31 protein-coding genes and 1 tRNA gene are annotated in these 20,827 nt (G+C 53.0%); 15 read left to right on the top strand and 17 right to left on the bottom strand.

The window, feature by feature from the left end; translation table 11 throughout:
- Nucleotides 1-19: 19 nt before the first annotated feature.
- The 10 genes from ACB496_RS12870 to ACB496_RS12915 all read right to left on the bottom strand — a co-directional run bounded on the left by ACB496_RS12870 (nucleotide 20) and on the right by ACB496_RS12915 (nucleotide 5,009).
- Nucleotides 20-763, bottom strand: a complete 744-nt coding sequence (locus tag ACB496_RS12870; protein ID WP_371972763.1) for a hypothetical protein — start codon at nucleotides 761-763, stop codon at nucleotides 20-22.
- A complete protein-coding gene (locus ACB496_RS12875; RefSeq protein WP_371972765.1) occupies nucleotides 763-990 on the bottom strand; it encodes a hypothetical protein in 228 nt (75 codons plus the stop codon). Before ACB496_RS12875 ends, ACB496_RS12870 begins: the two co-directional genes overlap by 1 nt.
- A gap of 2 nt (nucleotides 991-992) precedes the next feature.
- Nucleotides 993-1,493, bottom strand: coding sequence for a hypothetical protein (locus ACB496_RS12880; protein ID WP_371972767.1), 501 nt, complete (start codon nucleotides 1,491-1,493; stop codon nucleotides 993-995).
- Nucleotides 1,490-1,687 (bottom strand): hypothetical protein, encoded by a 198-nt coding sequence (locus tag ACB496_RS12885; protein WP_371972768.1) that lies wholly within the window; start codon nucleotides 1,685-1,687, stop codon nucleotides 1,490-1,492. The genes ACB496_RS12880 and ACB496_RS12885 overlap by 4 nt, the downstream gene beginning before the upstream one ends.
- Nucleotides 1,684-2,508 carry a chromosome partitioning protein ParB gene (locus ACB496_RS12890; protein WP_371972769.1) on the bottom strand — a complete coding sequence of 275 codons (825 nt, stop codon included), beginning with the start codon at nucleotides 2,506-2,508 and terminating at the stop codon, nucleotides 1,684-1,686. Before ACB496_RS12890 ends, ACB496_RS12885 begins: the two co-directional genes overlap by 4 nt.
- A gap of 200 nt (nucleotides 2,509-2,708) precedes the next feature.
- Nucleotides 2,709-2,990 carry a hypothetical protein gene (locus ACB496_RS12895; protein WP_371972771.1) on the bottom strand — a complete coding sequence of 94 codons (282 nt, stop codon included), beginning with the start codon at nucleotides 2,988-2,990 and terminating at the stop codon, nucleotides 2,709-2,711.
- A 13-nt stretch (nucleotides 2,991-3,003) separates the two neighbouring features.
- A complete protein-coding gene (locus ACB496_RS12900) occupies nucleotides 3,004-3,987 on the bottom strand; it encodes a primosomal protein I (RefSeq protein WP_371972773.1) in 984 nt (327 codons plus the stop codon).
- Nucleotides 3,987-4,229, bottom strand: a complete 243-nt coding sequence (locus ACB496_RS12905) for a DUF4222 domain-containing protein (protein WP_371972775.1) — start codon at nucleotides 4,227-4,229, stop codon at nucleotides 3,987-3,989. Before ACB496_RS12905 ends, ACB496_RS12900 begins: the two co-directional genes overlap by 1 nt.
- Before the next feature lie 13 nt (nucleotides 4,230-4,242).
- Nucleotides 4,243-4,707, bottom strand: coding sequence for a toxin YdaT family protein (locus tag ACB496_RS12910; protein WP_371972777.1), 465 nt, complete (start codon nucleotides 4,705-4,707; stop codon nucleotides 4,243-4,245).
- Entirely contained in the window at nucleotides 4,707-5,009 is a 303-nt protein-coding gene (locus ACB496_RS12915) for a transcriptional regulator (RefSeq protein ID WP_371972779.1), read from the bottom strand. Before ACB496_RS12915 ends, ACB496_RS12910 begins: the two co-directional genes overlap by 1 nt.
- A 59-nt stretch (nucleotides 5,010-5,068) precedes the next feature.
- Between ACB496_RS12915 and ACB496_RS12920 the strand changes: the two genes are divergently transcribed.
- The 3 genes from ACB496_RS12920 to ACB496_RS12930 all read left to right on the top strand — a co-directional run bounded on the left by ACB496_RS12920 (nucleotide 5,069) and on the right by ACB496_RS12930 (nucleotide 6,698).
- Nucleotides 5,069-5,530, top strand: coding sequence for a helix-turn-helix domain-containing protein (locus ACB496_RS12920; RefSeq protein ID WP_371972781.1), 462 nt, complete (start codon nucleotides 5,069-5,071; stop codon nucleotides 5,528-5,530).
- A 251-nt stretch (nucleotides 5,531-5,781) separates the two neighbouring features.
- Complete coding sequence (locus ACB496_RS12925; RefSeq protein ID WP_371972782.1) at nucleotides 5,782-6,396, top strand: hypothetical protein; 615 nt, start codon at nucleotides 5,782-5,784, stop codon at nucleotides 6,394-6,396.
- A gap of 17 nt (nucleotides 6,397-6,413) precedes the next feature.
- Nucleotides 6,414-6,698, top strand: a complete 285-nt coding sequence (locus ACB496_RS12930) for a hypothetical protein (RefSeq protein ID WP_371972784.1) — start codon at nucleotides 6,414-6,416, stop codon at nucleotides 6,696-6,698.
- Here the strand turns inward: ACB496_RS12930 and ACB496_RS12935 are convergent.
- Nucleotides 6,660-6,902, bottom strand: a complete 243-nt coding sequence (locus tag ACB496_RS12935; RefSeq protein WP_371972786.1) for a hypothetical protein — start codon at nucleotides 6,900-6,902, stop codon at nucleotides 6,660-6,662. The genes ACB496_RS12930 and ACB496_RS12935 overlap by 39 nt on opposite strands.
- Nucleotides 6,903-7,118: 216 nt before the next feature.
- Here ACB496_RS12935 and ACB496_RS12940 point away from each other — a divergent pair.
- The 8 genes from ACB496_RS12940 (at nucleotide 7,119) to ACB496_RS12975 (ending at nucleotide 12,145) form a co-directional block, all read left to right on the top strand.
- A tRNA-OTHER gene (locus ACB496_RS12940) sits at nucleotides 7,119-7,245 on the top strand.
- A gap of 150 nt (nucleotides 7,246-7,395) precedes the next feature.
- Nucleotides 7,396-7,878, top strand: a complete 483-nt coding sequence (locus tag ACB496_RS12945) for a hypothetical protein (protein ID WP_371975271.1) — start codon at nucleotides 7,396-7,398, stop codon at nucleotides 7,876-7,878.
- Nucleotides 7,838-7,945 carry a hypothetical protein gene (locus ACB496_RS12950; RefSeq protein WP_370446871.1) on the top strand — a complete coding sequence of 36 codons (108 nt, stop codon included), beginning with the start codon at nucleotides 7,838-7,840 and terminating at the stop codon, nucleotides 7,943-7,945. The genes ACB496_RS12945 and ACB496_RS12950 overlap by 41 nt, the downstream gene beginning before the upstream one ends.
- 305 nt (nucleotides 7,946-8,250) lie before the next feature.
- Complete coding sequence (locus tag ACB496_RS12955; protein ID WP_371972788.1) at nucleotides 8,251-10,152, top strand: exodeoxyribonuclease VIII; 1,902 nt, start codon at nucleotides 8,251-8,253, stop codon at nucleotides 10,150-10,152.
- Entirely contained in the window at nucleotides 10,152-10,376 is a 225-nt protein-coding gene (locus ACB496_RS12960; RefSeq protein WP_371972790.1) for a hypothetical protein, read from the top strand. Before ACB496_RS12955 ends, ACB496_RS12960 begins: the two co-directional genes overlap by 1 nt.
- Nucleotides 10,373-10,672 (top strand): hypothetical protein, encoded by a 300-nt coding sequence (locus ACB496_RS12965; protein WP_371972792.1) that lies wholly within the window; start codon nucleotides 10,373-10,375, stop codon nucleotides 10,670-10,672. The genes ACB496_RS12960 and ACB496_RS12965 overlap by 4 nt, the downstream gene beginning before the upstream one ends.
- A gap of 155 nt (nucleotides 10,673-10,827) precedes the next feature.
- On the top strand, nucleotides 10,828-11,088 hold the full coding sequence (locus tag ACB496_RS12970) for an excisionase (RefSeq protein WP_371972794.1): 261 nt from the start codon (nucleotides 10,828-10,830) through the stop codon (nucleotides 11,086-11,088).
- Nucleotides 11,066-12,145 (top strand): tyrosine-type recombinase/integrase, encoded by a 1,080-nt coding sequence (locus ACB496_RS12975; protein WP_371972796.1) that lies wholly within the window; start codon nucleotides 11,066-11,068, stop codon nucleotides 12,143-12,145. The genes ACB496_RS12970 and ACB496_RS12975 overlap by 23 nt, the downstream gene beginning before the upstream one ends.
- A gap of 376 nt (nucleotides 12,146-12,521) precedes the next feature.
- Here the strand turns inward: ACB496_RS12975 and ACB496_RS12980 are convergent, their stop codons facing one another.
- Genes ACB496_RS12980 through yobA form a run of 3 tightly spaced genes read right to left on the bottom strand, consistent with a single transcriptional unit; the run spans nucleotide 12,522 to nucleotide 14,124 of the window.
- Entirely contained in the window at nucleotides 12,522-12,860 is a 339-nt protein-coding gene (locus ACB496_RS12980; RefSeq protein WP_100779798.1) for a YebY family protein, read from the bottom strand.
- Nucleotides 12,861-12,875: 15 nt separating this feature from the next.
- Nucleotides 12,876-13,748 (bottom strand): copper homeostasis membrane protein CopD, encoded by an 873-nt coding sequence (copD, locus tag ACB496_RS12985; RefSeq protein WP_231275793.1) that lies wholly within the window; start codon nucleotides 13,746-13,748, stop codon nucleotides 12,876-12,878.
- Between the two features lies 1 nt (nucleotide 13,749).
- Entirely contained in the window at nucleotides 13,750-14,124 is a 375-nt protein-coding gene (yobA, locus tag ACB496_RS12990) for a CopC domain-containing protein YobA (RefSeq protein ID WP_371972799.1), read from the bottom strand.
- A 136-nt stretch (nucleotides 14,125-14,260) separates the two neighbouring features.
- Here yobA and ACB496_RS12995 point away from each other — a divergent pair, with 136 nt between their 5' ends.
- The 3 genes from ACB496_RS12995 (at nucleotide 14,261) to exoX (ending at nucleotide 15,945) form a co-directional block, all read left to right on the top strand.
- Nucleotides 14,261-14,491, top strand: coding sequence for a DNA polymerase III subunit theta (locus ACB496_RS12995; protein ID WP_100779795.1), 231 nt, complete (start codon nucleotides 14,261-14,263; stop codon nucleotides 14,489-14,491).
- 110 nt (nucleotides 14,492-14,601) lie between these two features.
- On the top strand, nucleotides 14,602-15,258 hold the full coding sequence (locus tag ACB496_RS13000; protein WP_102103976.1) for a carbon-nitrogen hydrolase family protein: 657 nt from the start codon (nucleotides 14,602-14,604) through the stop codon (nucleotides 15,256-15,258).
- 24 nt (nucleotides 15,259-15,282) lie between these two features.
- A complete protein-coding gene (gene exoX, locus ACB496_RS13005; RefSeq protein ID WP_100779793.1) occupies nucleotides 15,283-15,945 on the top strand; it encodes an exodeoxyribonuclease X in 663 nt (220 codons plus the stop codon).
- Here the strand turns inward: exoX and ptrB are convergent.
- The gene (gene ptrB, locus ACB496_RS13010; RefSeq protein WP_371972802.1) at nucleotides 15,942-18,005 is read right to left on the bottom strand and encodes an oligopeptidase B; all 2,064 of its coding nucleotides are present in this window, start codon (nucleotides 18,003-18,005) and stop codon (nucleotides 15,942-15,944) included. The genes exoX and ptrB overlap by 4 nt on opposite strands.
- An 87-nt stretch (nucleotides 18,006-18,092) precedes the next feature.
- Nucleotides 18,093-18,743 (bottom strand): tellurite resistance TerB family protein, encoded by a 651-nt coding sequence (locus tag ACB496_RS13015; RefSeq protein ID WP_102103977.1) that lies wholly within the window; start codon nucleotides 18,741-18,743, stop codon nucleotides 18,093-18,095.
- A gap of 178 nt (nucleotides 18,744-18,921) precedes the next feature.
- Here ACB496_RS13015 and purT point away from each other — a divergent pair, with 178 nt between their 5' ends.
- Entirely contained in the window at nucleotides 18,922-20,100 is a 1,179-nt protein-coding gene (gene purT / locus ACB496_RS13020; RefSeq protein ID WP_371975235.1) for a formate-dependent phosphoribosylglycinamide formyltransferase, read from the top strand.
- Nucleotides 20,101-20,177: 77 nt separating this feature from the next.
- Here the strand turns inward: purT and kdgA are convergent, their stop codons facing one another.
- Entirely contained in the window at nucleotides 20,178-20,816 is a 639-nt protein-coding gene (kdgA, locus tag ACB496_RS13025; RefSeq protein WP_371972805.1) for a bifunctional 4-hydroxy-2-oxoglutarate aldolase/2-dehydro-3-deoxy-phosphogluconate aldolase, read from the bottom strand.
- Nucleotides 20,817-20,827 lie beyond the last annotated feature (11 nt).

Below are 20,827 nucleotides of genomic sequence, written 5' to 3' on the forward strand. Positions count from 1 at the left end.
GTTAATAACAAATGGGTGATTAGTCTTTATTCGCACCACTCTGAAGCATGGCAGAGCGATGTTCATCACATTGGCAATTCTCCGGGTGAATTAATCCTGGACTCCATGTATGCCCTTCATCAGTGAATGAAATAACGACCTTAGATGGGTCAGCGCATTGCGGCGATTCTCCGCTACGGAATAAAACAAAGCTGCTACCGCGAAGTTCGGCCATCTTTTCAGCTTCAACTTGCCAATCCGGCATCACCGGAGAGTTGCCATCAGCTTTACCCTGAAGCATGGCGGCGCGGCAGGCGTTCCAGCCGACAGCATATGAGCCATATGTGCCTCGTAAACCTAACCACTCGACCTCCGCAGCAATTTCATGAATCTCTGGCGCATTCTCCTGGGTTATTTCTTCCGGCACTACCTGCTGCGCGTTCCGGTAATTCTCAAGCTCTGCTCGCTCGGAGGTGGTAAGGGGTTGCGGGGCGGTGTAGAGCTTAGTGCCTGGTTCGAACGACTGAATCAGCCTGCGATATGCCAGAGCGTCGCCACCATCGTCGCCAACAATAATCACAGGCTCCGCTTCCATCCCCGCCAGCGCCATTTCAGCCAGTTTTTTCACTATCGCAGGAGGTGCGGCGACATCATTCAGGTAATCCCACAGACGAATCATGTCGTCATTTTCTCGATGGCAATCTTCGTTAGTTCCCGCCAGTGCGGTGATAACGTCATCAGCGCTTTCGATGATTCGCGTTAATTCTGCTTTGGTGAATGTCATTACTGCCCCCAGCCTTTAGGCTTTTTGTGGCCTGGTGCGAGCGCGGCCATTCTGTTTCGTGATAGTTGCCAGCCGTGGTGTTTAATTTCGGCTGCGCACTCTGCGTAAGTCTCGCCAGCGGCGCTAATCATTTCAGCTCGACAATATTTCCCTGTTGGCAGGGTTTCGGTTTGGCATTGCTCGCAATCACAGTAAGCATCTATTGCATAGCCGTTGGTGATGGACATGCTCATCCCCCTTTCACTGTGATGCCAGCGGCGTTAATACCCAGAATGGTGTCAATTACCTCATGGCTAAGTGGTGCGTATTCGTCATTTTTGACCAGGCATTTTTTAACATGCTGGACAAACTCGTTAAGCTCAGCAATCCGCTTCTCTGCTTCTTCAAGTTGAGAGCGCAGCTCCGGCGCTTTGTCATCGGCGTTCCGACGTAATGTTGTTACCTCATCAAGCAGCGCTACCGCGATATTTCCCTGCTGTTTTGCCAAGTTTTCTGCGGCTTCCAGCTCATCCAGCAGCGCCAGCACATTACCGCCATCATCCAGAGGCCATGCTTTCAGAACTTCGTCACCTTCACACTCAATAAGCGCCTTACCGTTTTCGTGGTGATACCAAATCAAATCATCGCCAAGAGTCGCCAGTGTTTCATAAACGTCACGCTCACCATCCCAATTATCTCGGAAGAGAATGGCGTACGTCCCTGGCTTCAGCGCCTGCTTGTTTGTGCTCATTTGGCGGCTCCTTCTGTCCTTGCAGGGATGAAACGTGATGGTGACCAGTCGCAATAGGTATCCGTTTCCGTGTGGCCGCACATGAATTTACAGCGCCGGATATGATGGCAGTTACCGCAGCTTGAACCTTTTGGCAGACGCATCTTGTCCGGGTCAGTCGGGTCATAATTCAGCACTTTGATGTTGTCGCTCATGCTGCCGCCTTGCTGCGCTGTGCAGCGATAGATTTATGTTCATCGATAATTTCAAGCAGCTCTGCCAGCGGCAGACCGTCAAGCGTGATGGTGCCCTCTTCACTGATGTTGGCCAGCGCCACCAGTTCAACCAGACGACGGGCTTTCTTCACGCTGATTTCCGGTGCAATGAAGCTACGGGTCACCTTTTTCTTACCTGCAGCTGCGGCAGCAGCTTTGTCCTGCTCCAGAACTTCACCGGCCTTTTCACCAAACTCCTTAACACGCTCAACGGCAGCACTCAGGGCCACATCACCTGATTTAACCGCCTGCTGCACATCATGGTTGGCCATACCCAGCGTCATCAGTTTTTCGACGGTCGGTACTGACAGGTGTACGTATCGCGCGATTTCCTGTGTCGTCAGATTGAATGCAGCCAGGTCGCGAATAACACCGGCCTTCGCCATATCTGAAAGTGCCAGCTGACGGTTTGACGTCATGACGCGAGCTTTTCGCTCGATATCATTGCCCCTGAACGGGATGATATGAATCTGGTTTACCGGCTTACCAGCATCACGGCAGCGCAGGTAGCAGCTGTATCGCCGGTGCCCCTCCACAATCCACACCCCACCCTCTTCACGTTCGTAGACCTCAAGAGGCGGCACGGTTCCACCGTTCACCAAGTATTCATAGAGCTCGTCATTAGCACGCCTTGTTGTCTCGTCATCGTCGCGACGGTTAAAACCTGGCTGGATGTGAATATCGTCGATGCTGATAAACATCCCGTGGTGAAGGCGCTTAATCACGCCGCTGGTCGTCATTTTTTTGAATGAATTAGCCATTATCTTTTCCCTGTGTTACCTGGTCTGTCAGTTCCTGCCAGCACTTTAGCAAACGTTCTCGAGCGCCCTGTTTATCGCCGAGGGAATAACCCATGCCGATATGGTGGTGACCAACGCAGCGGATTTGCGCGGAGCCAGCCCAGCGAGTTTCTTTGCAAAACAACTCAACCGTGTTCCCGCATGTCGGGCATTTTGGAAGCTCAACACGCTGCATTGCGGTACTCCTTCAAAAGCTGGTTGAACATGATGAGAGTCGGGTTGCTGCAGCCGAATGGAAGATTATTGACGTACCAGGCTTGCCCCCCTTTCGGATTGCAGGTCTTGATAACTCGACCATGACTGAACTGCTGAGCCAGTATTCCAGCGACGGATGCCTGGGTCTTTCCCAGCGCACAGGCAATTTCCGCTGTTGTCATTCCCTCATGTTTTCTCAGAAACTCAAAAACCGTCGGGCCTATGTTTGCTGTGTTTTTCTTAGCCATAAAATTTATCCCGTTAATCCTTGTTACCGGCAAAACCCCTGGGGATCTCGTCATCACATTTGAAACTAGCGGCAAACGCGCCGCCGACATTGGCCAGGCTCACCGGGCTAAGCCGTAAAACCAGATCTGGCCATTTGTTGCGCAGGACATCAGCGGTTTGTATCTTTGGGCACCAGAACGAATCCCGCTGAATGCGCTCTACGAGGTTTCGCATCTGCTGGTGATTGCAGCCCTGCTCCTCACGCAACAACCGAACCTCATTTGCCCACAATGGCCAGTCCGGTTCTCTTGGCCTGGAAATCATCCCGTCATATTCAGCGGCCTTTTCGTGCAGCTCGACGATGCTGGCAAAGAACCACTCAGCAAATTCCAGATCACCATCAGATCCCCACTGATTCTTCCCGGCGTCAAAAATTGCCGCCGCAGAAAAGTTATCCACAGAATTTTTCTCGCCGGGTGATTGAGTGATCTCCTGTGTAATCTCCTGAGTACTCTCTGTGTAATCTCCTGTAAGAAAGTTGGCGGGATCACCCCCAGCCTGTTGGCAGGGTTCCCCCCTACTTGCTGGCGGGGTTTCCACCATCTTGTTGGCGGTGTTTCCACCATCTTGTTGGCGGGATTGCCTCCTTCTAGTTGGCGGGGTTGCCCCCATCTGTGATTCTTCGCGGTCTGGAGACAATAAAAGCGCTTCAAGACGTACAGAATTAATTCGGTAATGCAGCGTGGCAGGAACACCGCGTAGCTGCTCCTCAAGAACACCAAGCGCAACCAGCCTTTTCCTGGCAGTTTCCTGTTCGTCACGGCTTAATCCCGTCTCTTTTTTGATGTCTTCGCGCGTTTTGTACATCCATTCGCCATCCATGCGGTTATGCCAGTACACGAACTGAGAAAGCAGAACAGCGGCCACCGGCCCTGCCCTCACTTTTCCCGCCCTGAGTTGCGCAAAAGCTGGTTGATACGCAATGGGGCGATCAAACAACCTGATTAATGAGCTCACTACTTCACCTCTGTGAACTTGCGATCGAACTCTCTGCAGCTTATCTCGCAGATTTCTGAATACCCCTCGCGACGATACGTCACACGAGTTTGCGACCGGTTAATCAGCGTCACCATGCCACCGCGATGAGCGCGGAATTTCCTTCCCGGAAGAATCTCTGCGCGGCGATCTGCTGGCGCATTCGCTGCGTTTCGCTGCAGGACCGCACGAGCATGTTCAATAATCTCCTGGTCAGTACGCATGGTTACCTCCGGATCAGTGGTAAATACAGCTTTCAGACGAACTACCTACCGCGTCGTTTTGACGTTCGGCCAACAGCTCCTGAATGGCGATCGCCTTATTGGCACGTACAAACTCTTTCATCGCGGTCTTAACGGAACGCTCAGCCGCCTGTAGCGCCCGATATTGCAGTGAGTCTCTGGCAAGCAGCTGCGCGGAGAGGCCCTCCGGAAGTGCGTCAATAATCGCCGGGTATAGTTCTGCGATCTTTCGCTGCTGCGCCACGGTTTCGGCGGCTGCCCAGCGGAAAATACGCTGCTGGTTGTTGTGCAACGCCTGCGCGGTATTGGGTTCCTGAAGCCCACCAGCAATACCAAGCCGGGCAGCTGCACGCGCAATTTCATCACCGACCGATTCGCGGCCCCGGACCCGACTGTCGGGATCGGCACCGTCGGCCCAGGCGATTAGCAGCGGCAGGATTTGGGTGTAATTGATTTCCATTAATCAGACTCCTTATTTGGTACAGCGGTACTATCTGCTGGAAGACCGCTGGTTGACGTGGGGTGAATATCAGGTCGTAGCTCATGCGGAGTGACTTGGTATGAGGTTGCTTTAGCTACAGACAAAGCAGCCAAACTGCCAAACTTGCTTTTACCTGTAAGCACGCGACTAATCATCGATTGCGAACAACCTGCAGCAATCGCCAAATCCTGTTGTCGCATGCGACTTTTCTTTAAAAACTCTGCGAGTGTCATAAATTCACCAATGTTATATTCACAAAAAAAAATATTAACGATATTCATATTAACGATCAATACCTAAATCAGTTTCAAAATATTACTTACACTCATAAAATGGAAAGATGAGAAGAAAACGTGAAGACATCGCCCCACCAGAAGCAACCAAGCGTTTAAGAGCTGCGTGGGATGAGAAGAAAAAAGAATTAAAGCTGACGCAAGAGATTGCAGCAGAGCTTATGGGGTTTGAAACTCAATCTACCGTAAGTCACTACCTGAATGGTAAAGCTCCCCTGAACACAGATGCGGCACTGAAATTTGCAGTACTGCTACGAATAAAGCCTGAAGATTTGCGTCCTGATTTAACGGACTTAATGAATTACGTCCGATCATCTGGCACCTATGATGAAAACTTTGATGGTCCCGGCTGGAGATTGATTGACAAACAACAATCCGACCTTCTGAATCTTTTCGAAATACTTCCAGAGGCGGAGAAAAATAAGATAATTCAAAATCTTAAAGGGCAAAACGAGCTATACAAAGAAGCCTTTCAAAACATGCTGGCATCTCAAAAGCGCTCCAAATAACCTCCTCCTTATCTAATCCTGCCATTTTGGCGGGATTTTTTTTGCCTATCTCATACCGTCCATCACGATTAAAAATATTTTCTATTAATATTCAAGAAGATACCCCCGACAACAAGAAAAATATCAATATGCATATTGATCATAAATATGCATATGGTTAATATTATGTTCATCAGCAAACGACGCTGTAGGTAAAAACGTTCCGCCTCCCCGGCGATAAGGGGATAACTCATCAAGCAGAAGGAAAGCTAATGACCACCAAACAAAACGCAATCGACCTGGCACGTACCGCACGCAGTGAAGCGGCGAATACAGCAAAACGCACCATCGCGGCGCTGATCGCTAACTGGAATGAGTGTGTGAAGCAGGCTGGTTTTACTGGAGTCTTTGATTTCCCGACCACTGGTTACACCCGTAAGGCGCAGCTCATTGCAGATTTGGAACGTTGCGCCGCGCAGCTGGACGATTACGTGGAGCCTCGCGAAGAGCTGGCAACAATGACCGTTGAGCAACAGATCCGTGAGTTCAATGCCGCACTGACCCGCGTTCTGGATGCCGACGAGGCGCACGAAGCAGCTCTGGACATTAACGCGGCATTTGACGATAACCTGCCACGCCTGGCATCACCGGTGATGGCTATTTTCTGGCATCAGCACACCCAACCGCTTCGTGAAAAGGCACTAAACGCAGCACACACCGAAGCGCTGCGACTAAACGAAGAGTGGGACACGGTTGAAGCAGACGCCGCCGCCCTATTCTCTCCTCTCGATGGCGTAGATAAAAATCACGACGTGAAATTCGAGGGTTACAAACTCGACAGGTTCGGCGAGAAACTAGCCTGCTTTTCTGGCGTTTTCGTTTTTTAAACAACGGTGAATTAGAAATGACGACCTACTCAGGAAAAAATGTATTAGCTCTTGCTGCGGAAATTGCAGAAACCGCGTATCAGATGGCCAGCACTCAAGGGATAAGCCCGAAAGATGCCCGTCTTGCACTGGAGCTCGCCAGTCGCGTATTCATCGGGAATAAAGAATCGTCAGAAACCCTAGCAAAAAAAGTTTCCGACGAGATATTAAACCTTCAGGCTGTAATGATACGTAACCCAGATATTGGAGTTCACCTTGAGAAATTAATTATCGCTGCTGATCGGTTTCTTGAGGAAAAGTGAAAGTTGGTAAGAAAGAGTATAAGGCTCGAAAGCTGACGCATTCTTTACCGATGGATAACTGGATATTATTGCCGAATCAAGTTTATCTCGTTGCTCGGGCGAGAGGAGTGTAATTAGCTCCTCCAACACAATTGCAACCGCTTCCAGCCGTACTGGAATGAAGAGAGGCATGTCTTTCTCAAGACGTTCTTTAATATGGCTCATTTAGTTTCCTTGCATGGTTTGAACTCCCCGCAAGGATATCACCGCCGCCTGAGGTGAATAAATAAACAGGCACTTAACAGAACTCGACGTAGGGGTACGTAGAGGCCCCTCGCCGCCTGAGAGGGTTAACAAAGCAGGCACACAACACGAAAGCGCATTCTTGCTTTTCACATTTGAGCTTTGTCGTTAAACCAAATGGTGGAATGCGCTTCCGGTTGTGGTGTAGCTCAACTGGACAGAGCGCCCCTTGTGTGGGGAGGTGAGCACTACGCAAGGTTCATAACCCAGCGTATCTCATGCGGTCCGGCCGGACGTTATCCGGGTTCAACTCCCGGCATCACAACGTCATGCTGTACGCGTTTGGCGGTATCAGTTTTTATTCCTTTGGCTGATACCGCCCTTTTTAAAAAACAGACTTTGCAGTGTGGTGAATACGGCTATGCGCACGTGGCACAGCATTTTTTCAAATAGTTATATCAGTCGTGGAACTTGTATGCCGACCGTAATTGCTGGTTACGGTCACCGGGAGGCACCCGGCACCACACTGCAAAGTCTGTTAATTTGGAGCGCTTTTATGAACAAAGCAATTATTAAGGCCGCACAGGTTCGCGCATTTGTAGCAGTAAAGTTTTCAAATCTACTTTTATGGCGCCAGGCAAAGGCTCTGATGAAAGCGGGTATGCAGCCGGACGGAAAACGAGTCATTTACGGACAGCATCCATTTTACCGCAACGTGCACATACACGACGCGGCAGAGAATTATGAATCCTTTGGTGACTGTAGTATTTGCGACGGCGACATGCAAAGAGCATTACTCACTGTAAATATGGAACTACCTGATGAGACATTTACAAAAGAACCGCCTGACCTTCGCATTATTGATGTGGGCACTCGTCATTCATGCCATTGTGAACGGCCATCAACAGGATGCCATTCTGGATGTTTACGAGAGCGCATCCAAATGCAACTCAGTTAATAAAACCCGGCACATTAATGGCGAGTGCTATGAAGTGGCGGAAATAATTCACCACTCTAAAACCTGATTTAGAAAACCTTTATTAATAAATATGCCTTAACCGGCAGGCACTCCCCTACACAAAAAAGGAAGTAACACAATGGATAATATTCAGTGTAGCTGTACCGACTGCGGTCGCAAGCATAATAAAGAAGATATGCACTCACGGCCAACAGAGTACTACCCCTATAAAGGCTCAGATTTTTTATGTACTGCCTGCAAAGATAAAAGAGCAGCTAAAAATGCACTAAAGGCAACTCAGGCGAAATTAAGAAGTTCGTTACGCTCCCGCTCCAGTTACCGTTTTAATTATTAATTCCCACAGAGGTTATTATGTCTATAGAATTAAAAGTGTTCGGCGGCGCTTATTTTCCTAAAGATAAGGCGTTGAAAAAAAATACTGATTTGAAGCCCCTGGTGATTGCTGTTAACTCCACCACTAAAGCTGTGGCTGAAGCTGTCATTTTTGGCAAGCTCGCTGCTGAGCATCCGGAGTGGATTGAGGACTATTTCAAAGCCAAAGTCTGGGAGCATCGTAATGGTCTCCCTTGTCCTGCGCTGGATGTTTTCTCATCTGACTTTTTCGAAACAGCTGTGTGGATTGACAAGTCTGGTGAGCCTGCACCAATCCCGATGGAGCAGGATGACAGCGTGCCTGTGCTGAAATCTGTCGCCCGCCTCGATCTGCGCTCCCGCGCCGCCTGCTTATCACTGTTCGGGCCGGTTGAGGAAATCACCGCTGCACAGTACGGACTGATAGTTGATCTGATTAATGACGATGAAAGCAGCTTTGCGCAAAACCTTGCGGAAGCCATCTCAAAAGAAACTCGCGTGCTGGCGCTGGAGCCAGAACGTAAGGTTCAGTTGCTCGCCTGGGTACGCGAGACAGCAAAAGAATCCACTCAATGGCCGGAAATAGCCAGGCTTCTGGCGAAGTGGCTGGATGCTCCGCTTGATAAGCGTCCACATACCACCAGCACAACCGACGCCACCACGCAGCGCACCGAATCCGGCACTACGCTGGGCGGCGGAAACCAGACCGACCGCAGCCCGGATATGATTCACAACCTCAAGACACTTGCCGTTGAAGTGGCGCTGGCGATTATAAGCTCTGGCGAGCCGGTAAACATTTACGCCATCCCGAGTAACTTTTTAACCCCGGCAAAAGCAATGGCCGAGAATCAGACGGATCCCCGCTTCACTGCATGGTGGAAACAGTTCCGCCGAACGCCGGGCATTCTGGACTTTTCCCGTGCAGCCATTATCGCGCTCATAAAGTCAGCACCGGAAGGCCTTAGCCTCGATCCGGTCGCGCTGCGTGAATATATCAACCGCGCACTGATTGAATCCGATCACGCAAAGCCAACCCAGGAAATTATTGATATTGCCTGCGGCACTGTCAGAAGAGATACCCAGAATGATGAAACGCGACCGCTTTCGCCAGGAGAAGCTGATGCACCGGCAAACGTGCCACTTAGCGATAAAGAGTTCGATGCTGACATTGCCCGTGCGGAGCGGGAACGGGATGCCACCGAAAATCAAACCGGTAAACAACTGGCAGCCGGGCGCGGCGAATTTGTTTCCGGAATCAGCGACCCAAGTGACCCGAAGTGGATTGACGGCAGCGCACAGCCAAAAATTGAGAACCTCGGCGGCGGGGTTTTCTCTGTCGACGCTCTAATCAATACCCCCCCCTCAAATGAAGTCGAAAAACAGGAAGTGCCACCGGCACTGAATGACCGTGAAATTAAGATCGCCACCGAACTGAATGAATTACTCAGTGCCCGCACGGATATGATTAACGAAAAGGACGTTGCCGAGCTGACTGCGATCGCCGGTCATCCTCTATCACATCTGATCCCCCTCGTGCTGGTCGATATTGTCACCACAGAATTTAGTTTGTCGCCAGACTTCACCGATGAAGAGATTCATGACGTGGCCACGACTGTTCTTGAGTCCTGGTCTGATGATCTGCATGTACGCCAGAAAATTATGCTGGATGCCATTGTGGAATACCGCACGCCAGCACCACCAAAATGCACGGAGCAGAAGACCACCAGCACCGCCCAAAAAGCCCCAGAGTCGGAATTTACCCTCATCTACCGGCAGCAACTAACCATCGCCGCCTTGCAAGGGCTATGCGCTAACCCGGCCTATTGCGTCTCGTTCGAGGAGTTACCAGGTATGGCCACTCTGCTGGCTAACAGCATCATTAATCAGCAGGGAGAATCCTGATGGACAAACAAACGTGCACGCAGCTGGTAGTCCAGACACTGCAACTGAGTGGCAAAGCCCCCGCGCGGGAAATTGCAACCAGATCGGGTATCGACAATTCCTCTTCCATCTTTGCGCTGCTGGAGCTGGAGAAGCAGGGAAAAGTGCAGCAGTTAAATGGCTACTGGTGGCTTTCAGTATCGGCGGTGGAAGAGCTGGCGCAGAAAGAAGGTAAACCATCATGAGCACAGCAAAAGACATTATCGCCACCAGCCGGTTTGCTGAGTTCCCGGACACACTCGTCACGCTGGAGCTCTGTCGGGCATTTGCCATCATCGATAAACGGCGCGTCGGCGAATCATTGCGCACCTGCGCGCGCATGCTGGCGGAGAAGGTACACGATCAACACCTCTGCGCCACCCTCGACGTGATGGGAAAAAGCCAGTTTCCGGAGGTGCAGATTACTCGGATCCGGGACTGCATTCGCAAGATGGAGACCGCGCTCAACAGGAATTTTGATACCACGGGGCTGGAACCATGACCCTGCTAAAAATCCTGATGGCCATCGTCTTTGTGGTCGTCGTGCTACTTATCGTTTTTGCGGTCTGGCTGGACGTCCTGATCGACGACTGATTTTTGATAATCAACCTGCGCCAGCTGTTGCGTATATCGTAACGGCTGGCTATCGAGGTGCTAATGAAGCTTTTAACACTCGAACGCTGGGCGGAAGATAGATATGAGGATCCGCCGCCAATTGGAACACTCAGAAAATGGGCGCGTAACGGGAATATTTACCCGCCACCAGAAATAGAAGGCACTCAGTATAAAGTCAGGCCTGACGCCATATACATCAGACCCAATAAATACTGTAAGTCACTGAACGTTAAACAAAGCAGACACCCATTAAAGGGGCGGTTGATTGAGAGGATTATTGATGGCGAGGCCGGGCAAGTATGATGTAAATCTGCCAAAAAATCTGACCTATCGTAAAGCCAGAAAAACCTACGCCTGGCGCAACCCTCTCGACGGTGGGGAAATACCACTGGGTAAAATTTCACGCAGGGATGCTATTGCCCAGGCTATTGAAGCGAATCACTACATCGAAAAAAATTACTCCCCTGTCGCGTTGCTGGAGCAACTGAAGGGCACCAACGAATACACCATGACCAACTGGCTTGATCGATATGAAGTCATTCTGCAGCGCCGCAAACTGGCTGCCAACACATACAAAGTACGGAATGGGCAGTTGGCGACGATCGGCGAACATTTTGGCGCACTGGTGCTGGCCAGCATCACTACCCGCGACGTTGCAGAATTTCTTGAGCGCTGGACGGCGTGCGGCAAAACGACAATGGCGGGCACAATGCGATCGGTACTCTCTGATGTTTTCCGCGAGGCGGTTGTTGAGGGACGCGTTGATGCAAACCCGGTGACACCAACCCGCGCACCAAAAATTGAAGTGCTGAGAGAACGTCTGGAGTACGAATCATTCATAGCCGTACGGGCTGGCGCTGAACGTATGCCATCATGGTTTGGCCTGGCGATGGATCTGGCGCTTGTCACCGGCCAGCGCCGCGAGGATGTCGCCCGGATGCGTTTTACCGACATCAAAGACGACCGGCTTTATATCGAGCAGCAAAAAACTGGCGCGTGTCTGGCTATCCCTCTCTCACTGACATTGAAGGCATCAGGCCTGCGCCTGTCGACGGTGATCGACCGCTGCCGCCTGGTTAGCCGGTGCGATTTTATGATTAGTCCGGGGATACGAAAAAACAGCGAAGATGGAAGCATTAATCTGGATAGTCTGACAAAGGGTTTTGTAAAGGCGAGAAATTTTTCAGGGCTTAAATTTACCGACAACCCGCCATCGTTTCATGAGATTCGAAGCCTGGCAGGGAGAATGTATGAAGTGGAATTTGGGAAGGAATTTGCGCAGAAGCTGTTCGGGCACAAGTCAGAAAAAATGACCGCCAAGTACCTGGACAGCAGAAAAAAAGAGTTCGTGATGATTTAGTTTTTACGCGTAAATGAATTGTGAATGTTAAAAATGGTGTGGTATAACGGGAAATACCGAATATTGAAATTCGGACAATTTTAGGACATTTTCGGACGGAGTGCCGTAAGTGACTGAGATTAAAGATAGATAAAAAGAGACCGAATACGATTCCTGTATTCGGTCCAGGGAAATGGCTCTTGGGAGAGAGCCGTGCGCTAAAAGTTGGCATTAATGCAGGCTCAAGTCGCCTGACACTTTAAGAATAGATGACGACGCCAGGTTTTCCAGTCCGCAGCAAAAGTGGCCGGAAAATTTCACGTTCGAGCATCCTGAAACGAAAAAACCGCAGTTCTTCCTGTAAGAAGACTGCGGTTTTTTTATTGGAAAGCAGAGACTAGCAGAGCGTCTCAGCTCGCTCGATAAAGGGTGCAAGACTCATCTTCTGACTCGGGTTTTGCGGGTCGTCAATCTGGATGATACTGATAGGCTGACCGTTGCTTTTGCCGCTGGCGACCTGCTTCTCGGCGACGTCATTCAGCGGATACTGCACCAGCGTGCTCGGGTTGATGGCGTACAGCGCATGGCCCGGACGGCAGGTCAGCATCACCTCTTCACGGTTAAAGGCCCATTTGTCTTTACCCACCTCGAAGCGACTCACGGTAATCACCTGTGGGGCGGCAAACGCGGAACCGGCGCACGCCAGCAATACGAGAGAAAGGACTGTTTTTTTCATACGTTTTAAACCTTGTCAGAAAGGCTCCCAGGTCGCGAAAAGACTGACAATTGCCAGCACCAGCGCGCCCAGAACCACCTCAGCCTGTGTCATCCAGATAAAGAATTGTTGTTCGCGCCCCGATTCAGGACGAAATCGTGGCACCAGAAAATACCGATTCAGCAGCGCAATTACCACCATCATCGCCACCAGCGCACATTTCAACAACAGCAGTTGCCCGTATTCCGTGCGCCACGGCCAGTTCAGCCCGAGGATCAGCAGCATATTGACGATGCCGGTCAGGATCACGCCCGCCACGGCATAATGTCCCACGCGGGAAAAACGCATCATGGTATAGATAGCCGGAACGCGCCAGCGCCCTTTCGCCAGCCGCATACAAAAGACGAGTGGCAGTAATGCGCCCACCCAGGTGGCTGCGCTGAGCAGATGGATCGCGTGGTTCAGTCGCTGCACGATCCCCGCAACTCCATCACGCATCGCCGCATGGCCGACTCCCGCCAGCAAAATAAACTGGCCGATAGCAAGCAACAGCAGTAGACGCGCGCTTTTCGCAGGTGCGATCCACGCCGCGCAAGCGGTCAGGACCGCAAACACGATTTGCCACAGCCAGACGCCGCCAAAGCGGGTGCTGGCCACTGCGTGCCAGATCTGCGGCTGGATAACATCACCCCAGCCGTCGCCCATCAGCCCGCCCTGCACAGCCAGCATCAGCAGCGCCGCCGACAAACTCACCAGCGCCGCGATCTTTTGCTGCCACTGAAAGCGGCGCGTCATCAGCCGTTGCAGGGAAAAGGGAGCCAGCCACGCGCTGTAAAACGCATTGCCAAAAATCAGCATCAGTGCCGCAAAATGGATAAAGCGCAGGGCGACGTAACTGAACGCCAGCATGTTACTTCACGCTAAAGTGATAGCTGCCTTTGGTTTTGTGGCCGTCGACCGAAACGACATGCCAGTCCACGGAATAGGTCCCCGGCGTTAATGCCTGTTCGAGGGGAACAATCAGCTGGGTATTGTCATTCTCTGCGCGCTTCACGACACCGGTTTTAACGATCTGCTGTTTATCGCCGGTGATCGATACGCCGCTAAATTTCGGTTCGATGCCTTCCGAGAAATTGAGCGTCAACGCTTGCGGCGCAGCCGTCACCGCCGCATCGGCGGCCGGGTACTGATGTTTAAGGTGGGCATGAGCCAGTGCAGCAGGAACCGTTGCGACGGAAAGCAGAAATGCCAGAGCGCAAGCCGCGCGGGATGCGGTGAATACCATATCAATCATTCCTTTTGGTTATGTCTATATGACAGAGGATAACGCTGTATAATATCGGAGTCGAGGACGATCCTGCGCGGCTTGTCAACGCAGGGTAACCGCGGTAACGTTGGCGCCGCATAAACAGGAGAAGGCAATGAACATTAATCTGGCTACCCTCCCCCAGGATGAGATGGACAAAGTGAATGTCGATCTCGCCGCTGCGGGCGTGGCATTTAAAGAGCGCTATAACATGCCGGTGATCGCCGAAGTGGTTGAGCGCGAACAGCCCCCTCATCTGCGCGACTGGTTTCGCGAGCGCTTGATCGCCCATCGCCTGAAATCCGTGACCCTGTCGCGTTTGCCGTACGAACCTAAAGTTAAGTAAACCCGGCGCTTCGTTACATTTCCTTACATGGATTATGGCAGGATAAGAAAACCCTGAAGTATTCAGGTGTATTATCAATAACCCTGCGACTAGTGTATAAGGAAGTCACGATGTCCCAATGGAATATTGCCGCCGCGCAGTATGCCTCCCGGCATAACTGCATCGATGCCCACGTGCAGCATCATCTTCGCTTTATCGACGCTGCTGCCCGCCAGCAGTGCAATCTGCTGGTTTTCCCTGAGCTTTCACTGACCGGCCCTGCCACCGATAACACCACTTTACCCGAACCGCCCAGCGAGCAGGCCCTGCTGCCGATAGTTGACGCCGCGCACGCCCTGGCAATCACGGTGATTGCAGGTATTACCCTTGAGACCGACGGCGCGCGTAAGAAAGGTCTGGCGCTCTTTTGCCCTAATCAACGCCAGCCTATGCGTTACCCGCAGGGCAGCGGCGCGTGTCTTATCCCCGGCGATCCGCAGCTGACGATTGTTGAGGGGAAAACGGAACTGCTGAATATTGATCCGCTGGCTGCGCTGTATACCTGCAGCCAGGCGGTAGGCGAAACGCGCTGGCGAGACGCTATCAACCGCCTGCAACGCTTTGCCCATAAATATGCGATCACGGTACTGATGGCGAATTCAGACGGGCACAGCGCGCTGTGGGATTCGAGCGGCCAGCTCATTGTTCGCGCGGATCGGGGCGAGCTGTTATTAACCGGAACATGGGGTAAGCAGGGTTGGCAAGGTGATATCATTCCATTACGCTAACGTTTTTACGGCCAGGAGTGAGCCATGCTGCGTGTAATCGACACCGAAACCTGTGACCTTCAAGGCGGGATTGTAGAGGTGGCGTCTGTTGACGTTATTGACGGACAGATCGTCAACCCCATGAGCCATCTGGTTCGGCCTGACCGCCCTATCAGCGCGCAGGCGATGGCTATCCACCGCATCACAGAATCGATGGTGGCCGACAAACCCTGGATTGAGGATGTCATCCCGAACTATTTCGGCAGCCAGTGGTACGTGGCACATAACGCCAGTTTCGACCGGCGCGTGCTGCCGGAGATGCCAGGCGAGTGGATTTGCACCATGAAACTGGCGCGTCGGGCGTGGCCGGGGATTAAATACAGCAATATGGCGCTGTATAAATCCCGTAAGCTCAGTGTGAAAACGCCGGAAGGTTTGCACCACCACCGTGCCCTGTATGACTGCTATATCACGGCGGCGTTGCTCATTGATATCATGAATACCACCGGCTGGACGCCGGATGATATGGCGACCATTACCGGCCGTCCGGCGCTGCTGACCACGTTTACCTTTGGTAAATACCGCGGCAAACCGGTGTCCGAAGTGGCTGAGCGCGATCCGGGCTATCTGCGCTGGTTATACAATAACCTCGACCGCATGAGCCCGGAGCTGCGCCTTACGCTTCGTCACTACCTCGACGACGCTTAATCTGTCGCAACATGGCCTGGCAGCGTCTCCTGCGCCAGGCCAATCAGAAAGGCATACTCCAGCGCCACCCCTTCATAAGATTTAAATCGCCCCGATTTCCCGCCGTGGCCGGAATCCATATCCGTACACAGCAGCAGCAGATTATCGTCCGTTTTGAGTTCCCTCAGTTTTGCTACCCATTTTGCCGGTTCCCAGTACTGCACCTGTGAATCGTGCAAGCCCGTCGTCACCAGCATGTGCGGATAGGCTTTCTCTTCGACGTTGTCGTAGGGGCTGTATTCCTTCATGTAGCGGTAATAGGTTTCGTCCTGCGGATTGCCCCACTCTTCAAATTCACCGGTGGTTAGCGGGATAGACTCGTCGAGCATGGTCGTGACGACGTCGACAAACGGCACCTGCGCGACAATGCCTTTAAACAGCTCAGGACGCTGGTTAATAACCGCCCCCATCAGCATGCCGCCTGCGCTGCCGCCCATGCCAAAGCACAGGTGCGGATCGCCGTAACCCTGCGCAATCAGCCCGTCGCACACGTCGAGATAGTCGTTAAAGGTATTTTTCTTCTTCAGGAATTTCCCCTCTTCGTACCAGTGCTGCCCCAGCTCGCCGCCGCCGCGCACATGGGCAATGGCGAAGATAAATCCCCTGTCGAGCAGGCTCAGCCTGCTGCTGCTGAAATCTGCGTCCATGCTGGCGCCGTACGAGCCGTAGCCGTACACCAGCAGCGGATTTTTACTCTTGTGGAAATGATCTTTGTGATACACCAGCGACACCGGGACTTCCACGCCGTCGCGCGCAGTGATCCACAGGTGTTCGCTGCGATAGCAGCTGGCATCGAAACCGGCCACTTCAGCCTGTTTCAGCACGCGCCGCTGCCCGGTATTCATATCGAGTTCAAACAGCGTGTCGGGAGTGGTCATTGACGAATAGCCGTAGCGCAGCCGCGACGACTCCGGCTCCGGATTGTAGCCAATCCAGGTGACATACGCCGGATCGTCAAAGGCTATGCCCACCACTTCGCGGGTTTTGCGGTTGATCTGGCGAATACTGGTCAGCCCTCGCTGACGTTCTTCCACCACCAGCCAGTCGGTAAACAGGGTGAAACCTTCGAGCATCACCTGCTCGCGCGCCGGGATCAGCACTTCCCATTTGCGTTCATCGCGCACTTTGGTTTTATACAGGCCAAAGTTTTTGCCCTCGCGGTTAGAGCGCAGGTAGAAGGTGTGCTGGAAATGGTCAAGGCTGTACTCGTGATCTTTGCGGCGCGGCAGGAAACAGAGCGGCTGCGCGTCGGGCAGTTCGGCGTCCAGCAGCAAGACTTCGGTGGTCGTCGCACTGGCCAGCGAGATAATCAAATAGTGGCGCGAAGTGGTTTTATGCAAGCTGACGTAGAAAGTCTCGTCTTTTTCCTCGTACACCAGCTCATCGTTGCCTGAAGATGTGCCCACCGTGTGCCGCCATACCTGATAAGGCAGCAGCGTAGAGGCATGCTTTTTAACGTAATAGACGGTTTCGGAGTCGTTCGCCCAGACAAAATCAGACGAGACGTTATCCAGCATTTCCGGATACCAGTTTCCGGTTTCCAGATTACGAAACCGCAGACCGTACTGGCGGCGTGACAGATAATCCTCCGCCAGCGCCATAATGGTGTTATCAGGCGAAATGCCCAGCCCACCGAGCGTATAGAACTCGCTGTGCGCCGCGCGCTGATTGGCATCGAGCAGCGTCTCCCACTCATCCCATTCGGCGCTCAGCACCGACTGACGCTGGTAAATCGCATACTCACTGCCCGGCTCGTAGAGATGACGATAGCGGTAGCCGTTTTTGGTCCAGGGGGCGGAAATATCGCGCTGTGGCACGCGCGCCACCATTTCACCGAGCAGGCTGTCCTGAAGCGCCTGCTGTGAAGACATCACCTTTCGGCCGTAGTCATTTTCCTGATGCAGGTAATCAAGCACTTCCGGCTGCGAGCGATCGTCGTCCCGCAGCCAGTAGTAATTATCGATGCGCGTATCACCATGGGTGGTGATCGCTTTGGGAATGCGTCGGGCTTTTGGCAGCATGTCAGTTTTTCTTTTTGGTTTTACACCCTATAAGGGTGGCAAAACACACGCACGATGCAAGCGAAACGTGACAACCGCCAAATATTACTAGCCCGGTAATGCCTGTTTTTGCTGCTTAATATCCTGCTCAATCCCGTCGCGTACGTCCTGCGGAATTTTCAGCGCGTCGCCGAGCGCATTCAGATAGCTGCGCTCCATAAAGTGATCGATATCGATAGCCGCACAGCTCAGGAAATAGAGCTCCAGCGCCTCTTCCTCGTTTTTCACGCTCTGCGCCAGACGCATCGGGTCGAGCGGTTGTTCAATCGCCTGCGCCACCAGCGCCCGCCCCTGCGCCTCAACGCCCGCTTCCCGCATCTGCTGTTCGATGGCGGCGCGTTCATTATCGTCGATATGACCGTCACTTTTGGCGGCAAACACCAGCGCCAGGATCAGCCGTTCAGTGCGCACATCCAGCGACGAGGCCTGTTGACCAAACTGCGGCTCGTCCTGATGGGCAGTGCGTACTCTGTCTTTGTACTTGTTCCACAAAACCGTTCCGGCGATTGCCCCGCCGCCCGCCAGCAGTGCGCCGGTGCCGTATTTCGCCAGCAGTTTGCGGGAGGATTTATTGGCGACCAGCAGACCCGCCAGCCCACCCAGCGCCCCCGGTACCAGCAGCTTGCTCAGTCCTTGCTCACTGGACGACGACGCTTTCTGACCTAACATGGACTGCAGTTGATTCAACCAGCCTGACATAATATTCCCCACTCTACGGTTCGTTATGGTTACAGCCTATGCGAGGCGATGTCAGGAAATGTCTGCCCGCACTAAAGAAGCGCAAATTTCCCCCTGCGCACAGGACATCTGCGCCTGGTGGAAGACAGACGCAAACGTTTTCGTTTATACTGCGCGCAACTTTTTTAGGGGGGATATGATGACTCTTTTAGGAACTGCTTTGCGTCCATCCGCGACGCGCGTCATGCTGCTGGGTTCTGGCGAGCTGGGAAAAGAAGTGGCCATTGAGTGCCAGCGTCTCGGCATTGAAGTGATTGCCGTCGATCGTTATGCGGATGCACCGGCAATGCACGTCGCGCACCGCGCGCATGTCATCAATATGCTCGATGGCGACGCACTTCGCGCGCTGATTGCACAGGAAAAGCCTGACTTTGTGGTCCCTGAAATCGAAGCGATTGCCACCGACACGCTTATTGCCCTTGAGCAGGAAGGTCAGCGTGTGGTGCCTTGTGCCCGCGCAGCCAAGCTGACCATGAACCGCGAAGGCATTCGTCGCCTGGCGGCCGAAGAGCTGGCGCTACCGACTTCCAGCTATCGTTTTGCCGATGGAAAAGCGGATTTCCTGCAAGCCGTCGAACAAATTGGCTACCCGTGCATCATTAAGCCGGTGATGAGCTCCTCCGGTAAAGGCCAGAGCTTTATCCGCGACGAAACCACGCTTGATAAGGCGTGGGATTATGCCCAACAGGGCGGCCGCGCCGGTGCCGGGCGCGTCATCGTCGAAGGCGTCGTGAAGTTTGATTTCGAAATCACCCTGCTGACGGTCAGCGCCGTTGACGGTGTTCACTTCTGTGATCCCATTGGCCATCGTCAGGAAGACGGCGATTACCGGGAATCCTGGCAGCCGCAGCAGATGAGCACCTTGGCGCTGGAGCGCGCGCAGGAGATTGCCCGCAAAGTGGTGCTGGCGCTGGGCGGTCACGGTCTGTTTGGCGTGGAACTGTTCGTCTGCGGCGATGAGGTGATTTTCAGCGAAGTCTCTCCGCGTCCTCACGACACCGGAATGGTGACGCTGATATCCCAGGATCTCTCGGAGTTCGCTCTGCACGTTCGCGCGTTTCTGGGGCTGCCGGTGGGCGGGATTCGTCAGTATGGCCCGGCGGCTTCTGCGGTGATCTTGCCCCGGCTGACCAGCCAGAATGTCACGTTTGATAATGTGGATGCCGCCGTCGGCGCGGGTCTGCAGCTGCGTCTGTTTGGTAAACCCGAAATCGACGGAACTCGTCGCCTGGGCGTGGCGTTAGCCACCGGCGATAGCGTGGAAACAGCGGTTGAGCGGGCGGTCAGTGCGGCGCAAGCCGTGAGTGTGAAAGCATAAAAAAGCCGGGCAACGCGTGTTTGCCCGGCCAGTATTTTCGGTTTTGTCGGGCGGGTTCACACCCGCCACTGCAAAAATTACTTCGCGCCTTCCACAGCTTCGCGCGCCAGCTTAGTAATGCGATCCCAGTCGCCCGCTTCCAGCGCATCGGCCGGAACCAGCCACGAGCCACCGATACACAGCACGCTTTTCAGTGCCAGATAGTCACGGTAGTTCGCCGGAGAGATACCGCCAGTCGGGCAGAAACGCACCTGAGAGAACGGACCTGCAATCGCCTGCAGAGCTTTGGTGCCGCCGTTAGCTTCAGCCGGGAAGAATTTGAACTCTTTCAGGCCGTAATCCATACCCAGCATCAGTTCAGACACGGTGCTGATACCCGGGATTAACGGAATGGTGCCTTCGGTTGCCGCTTTCAGCAGTGACTCAGTCAGGCCTGGGCTGATTGCAAACTGTGCGCCCGCTTCGGTCACTTCCGCCAGCTGCTGCGGGTTCAGCACGGTACCGGCACCGATAATCGCTTCCGGCACTTCTTTTGCGATAGCGCGGATCGCGTCCATCGCGCAGGCGGTACGCAGCGTCACTTCCAGCACACGAACTCCACCTGCAACCAGCGCTTTCGCCATTGGGACAGCGTGCTCCAGTTTATTCACCACGATAACCGGCACTACCGGGCCAGTTGTCAGGATTGCTTCTGCACTTGTTTTCCAGTTTTTCATCAGTGTTTTCT

This window comes from Lelliottia nimipressuralis (assembly GCF_041464075.1).
GTDB lineage: Bacteria > Pseudomonadota > Gammaproteobacteria > Enterobacterales > Enterobacteriaceae > Enterobacter > Enterobacter nimipressuralis.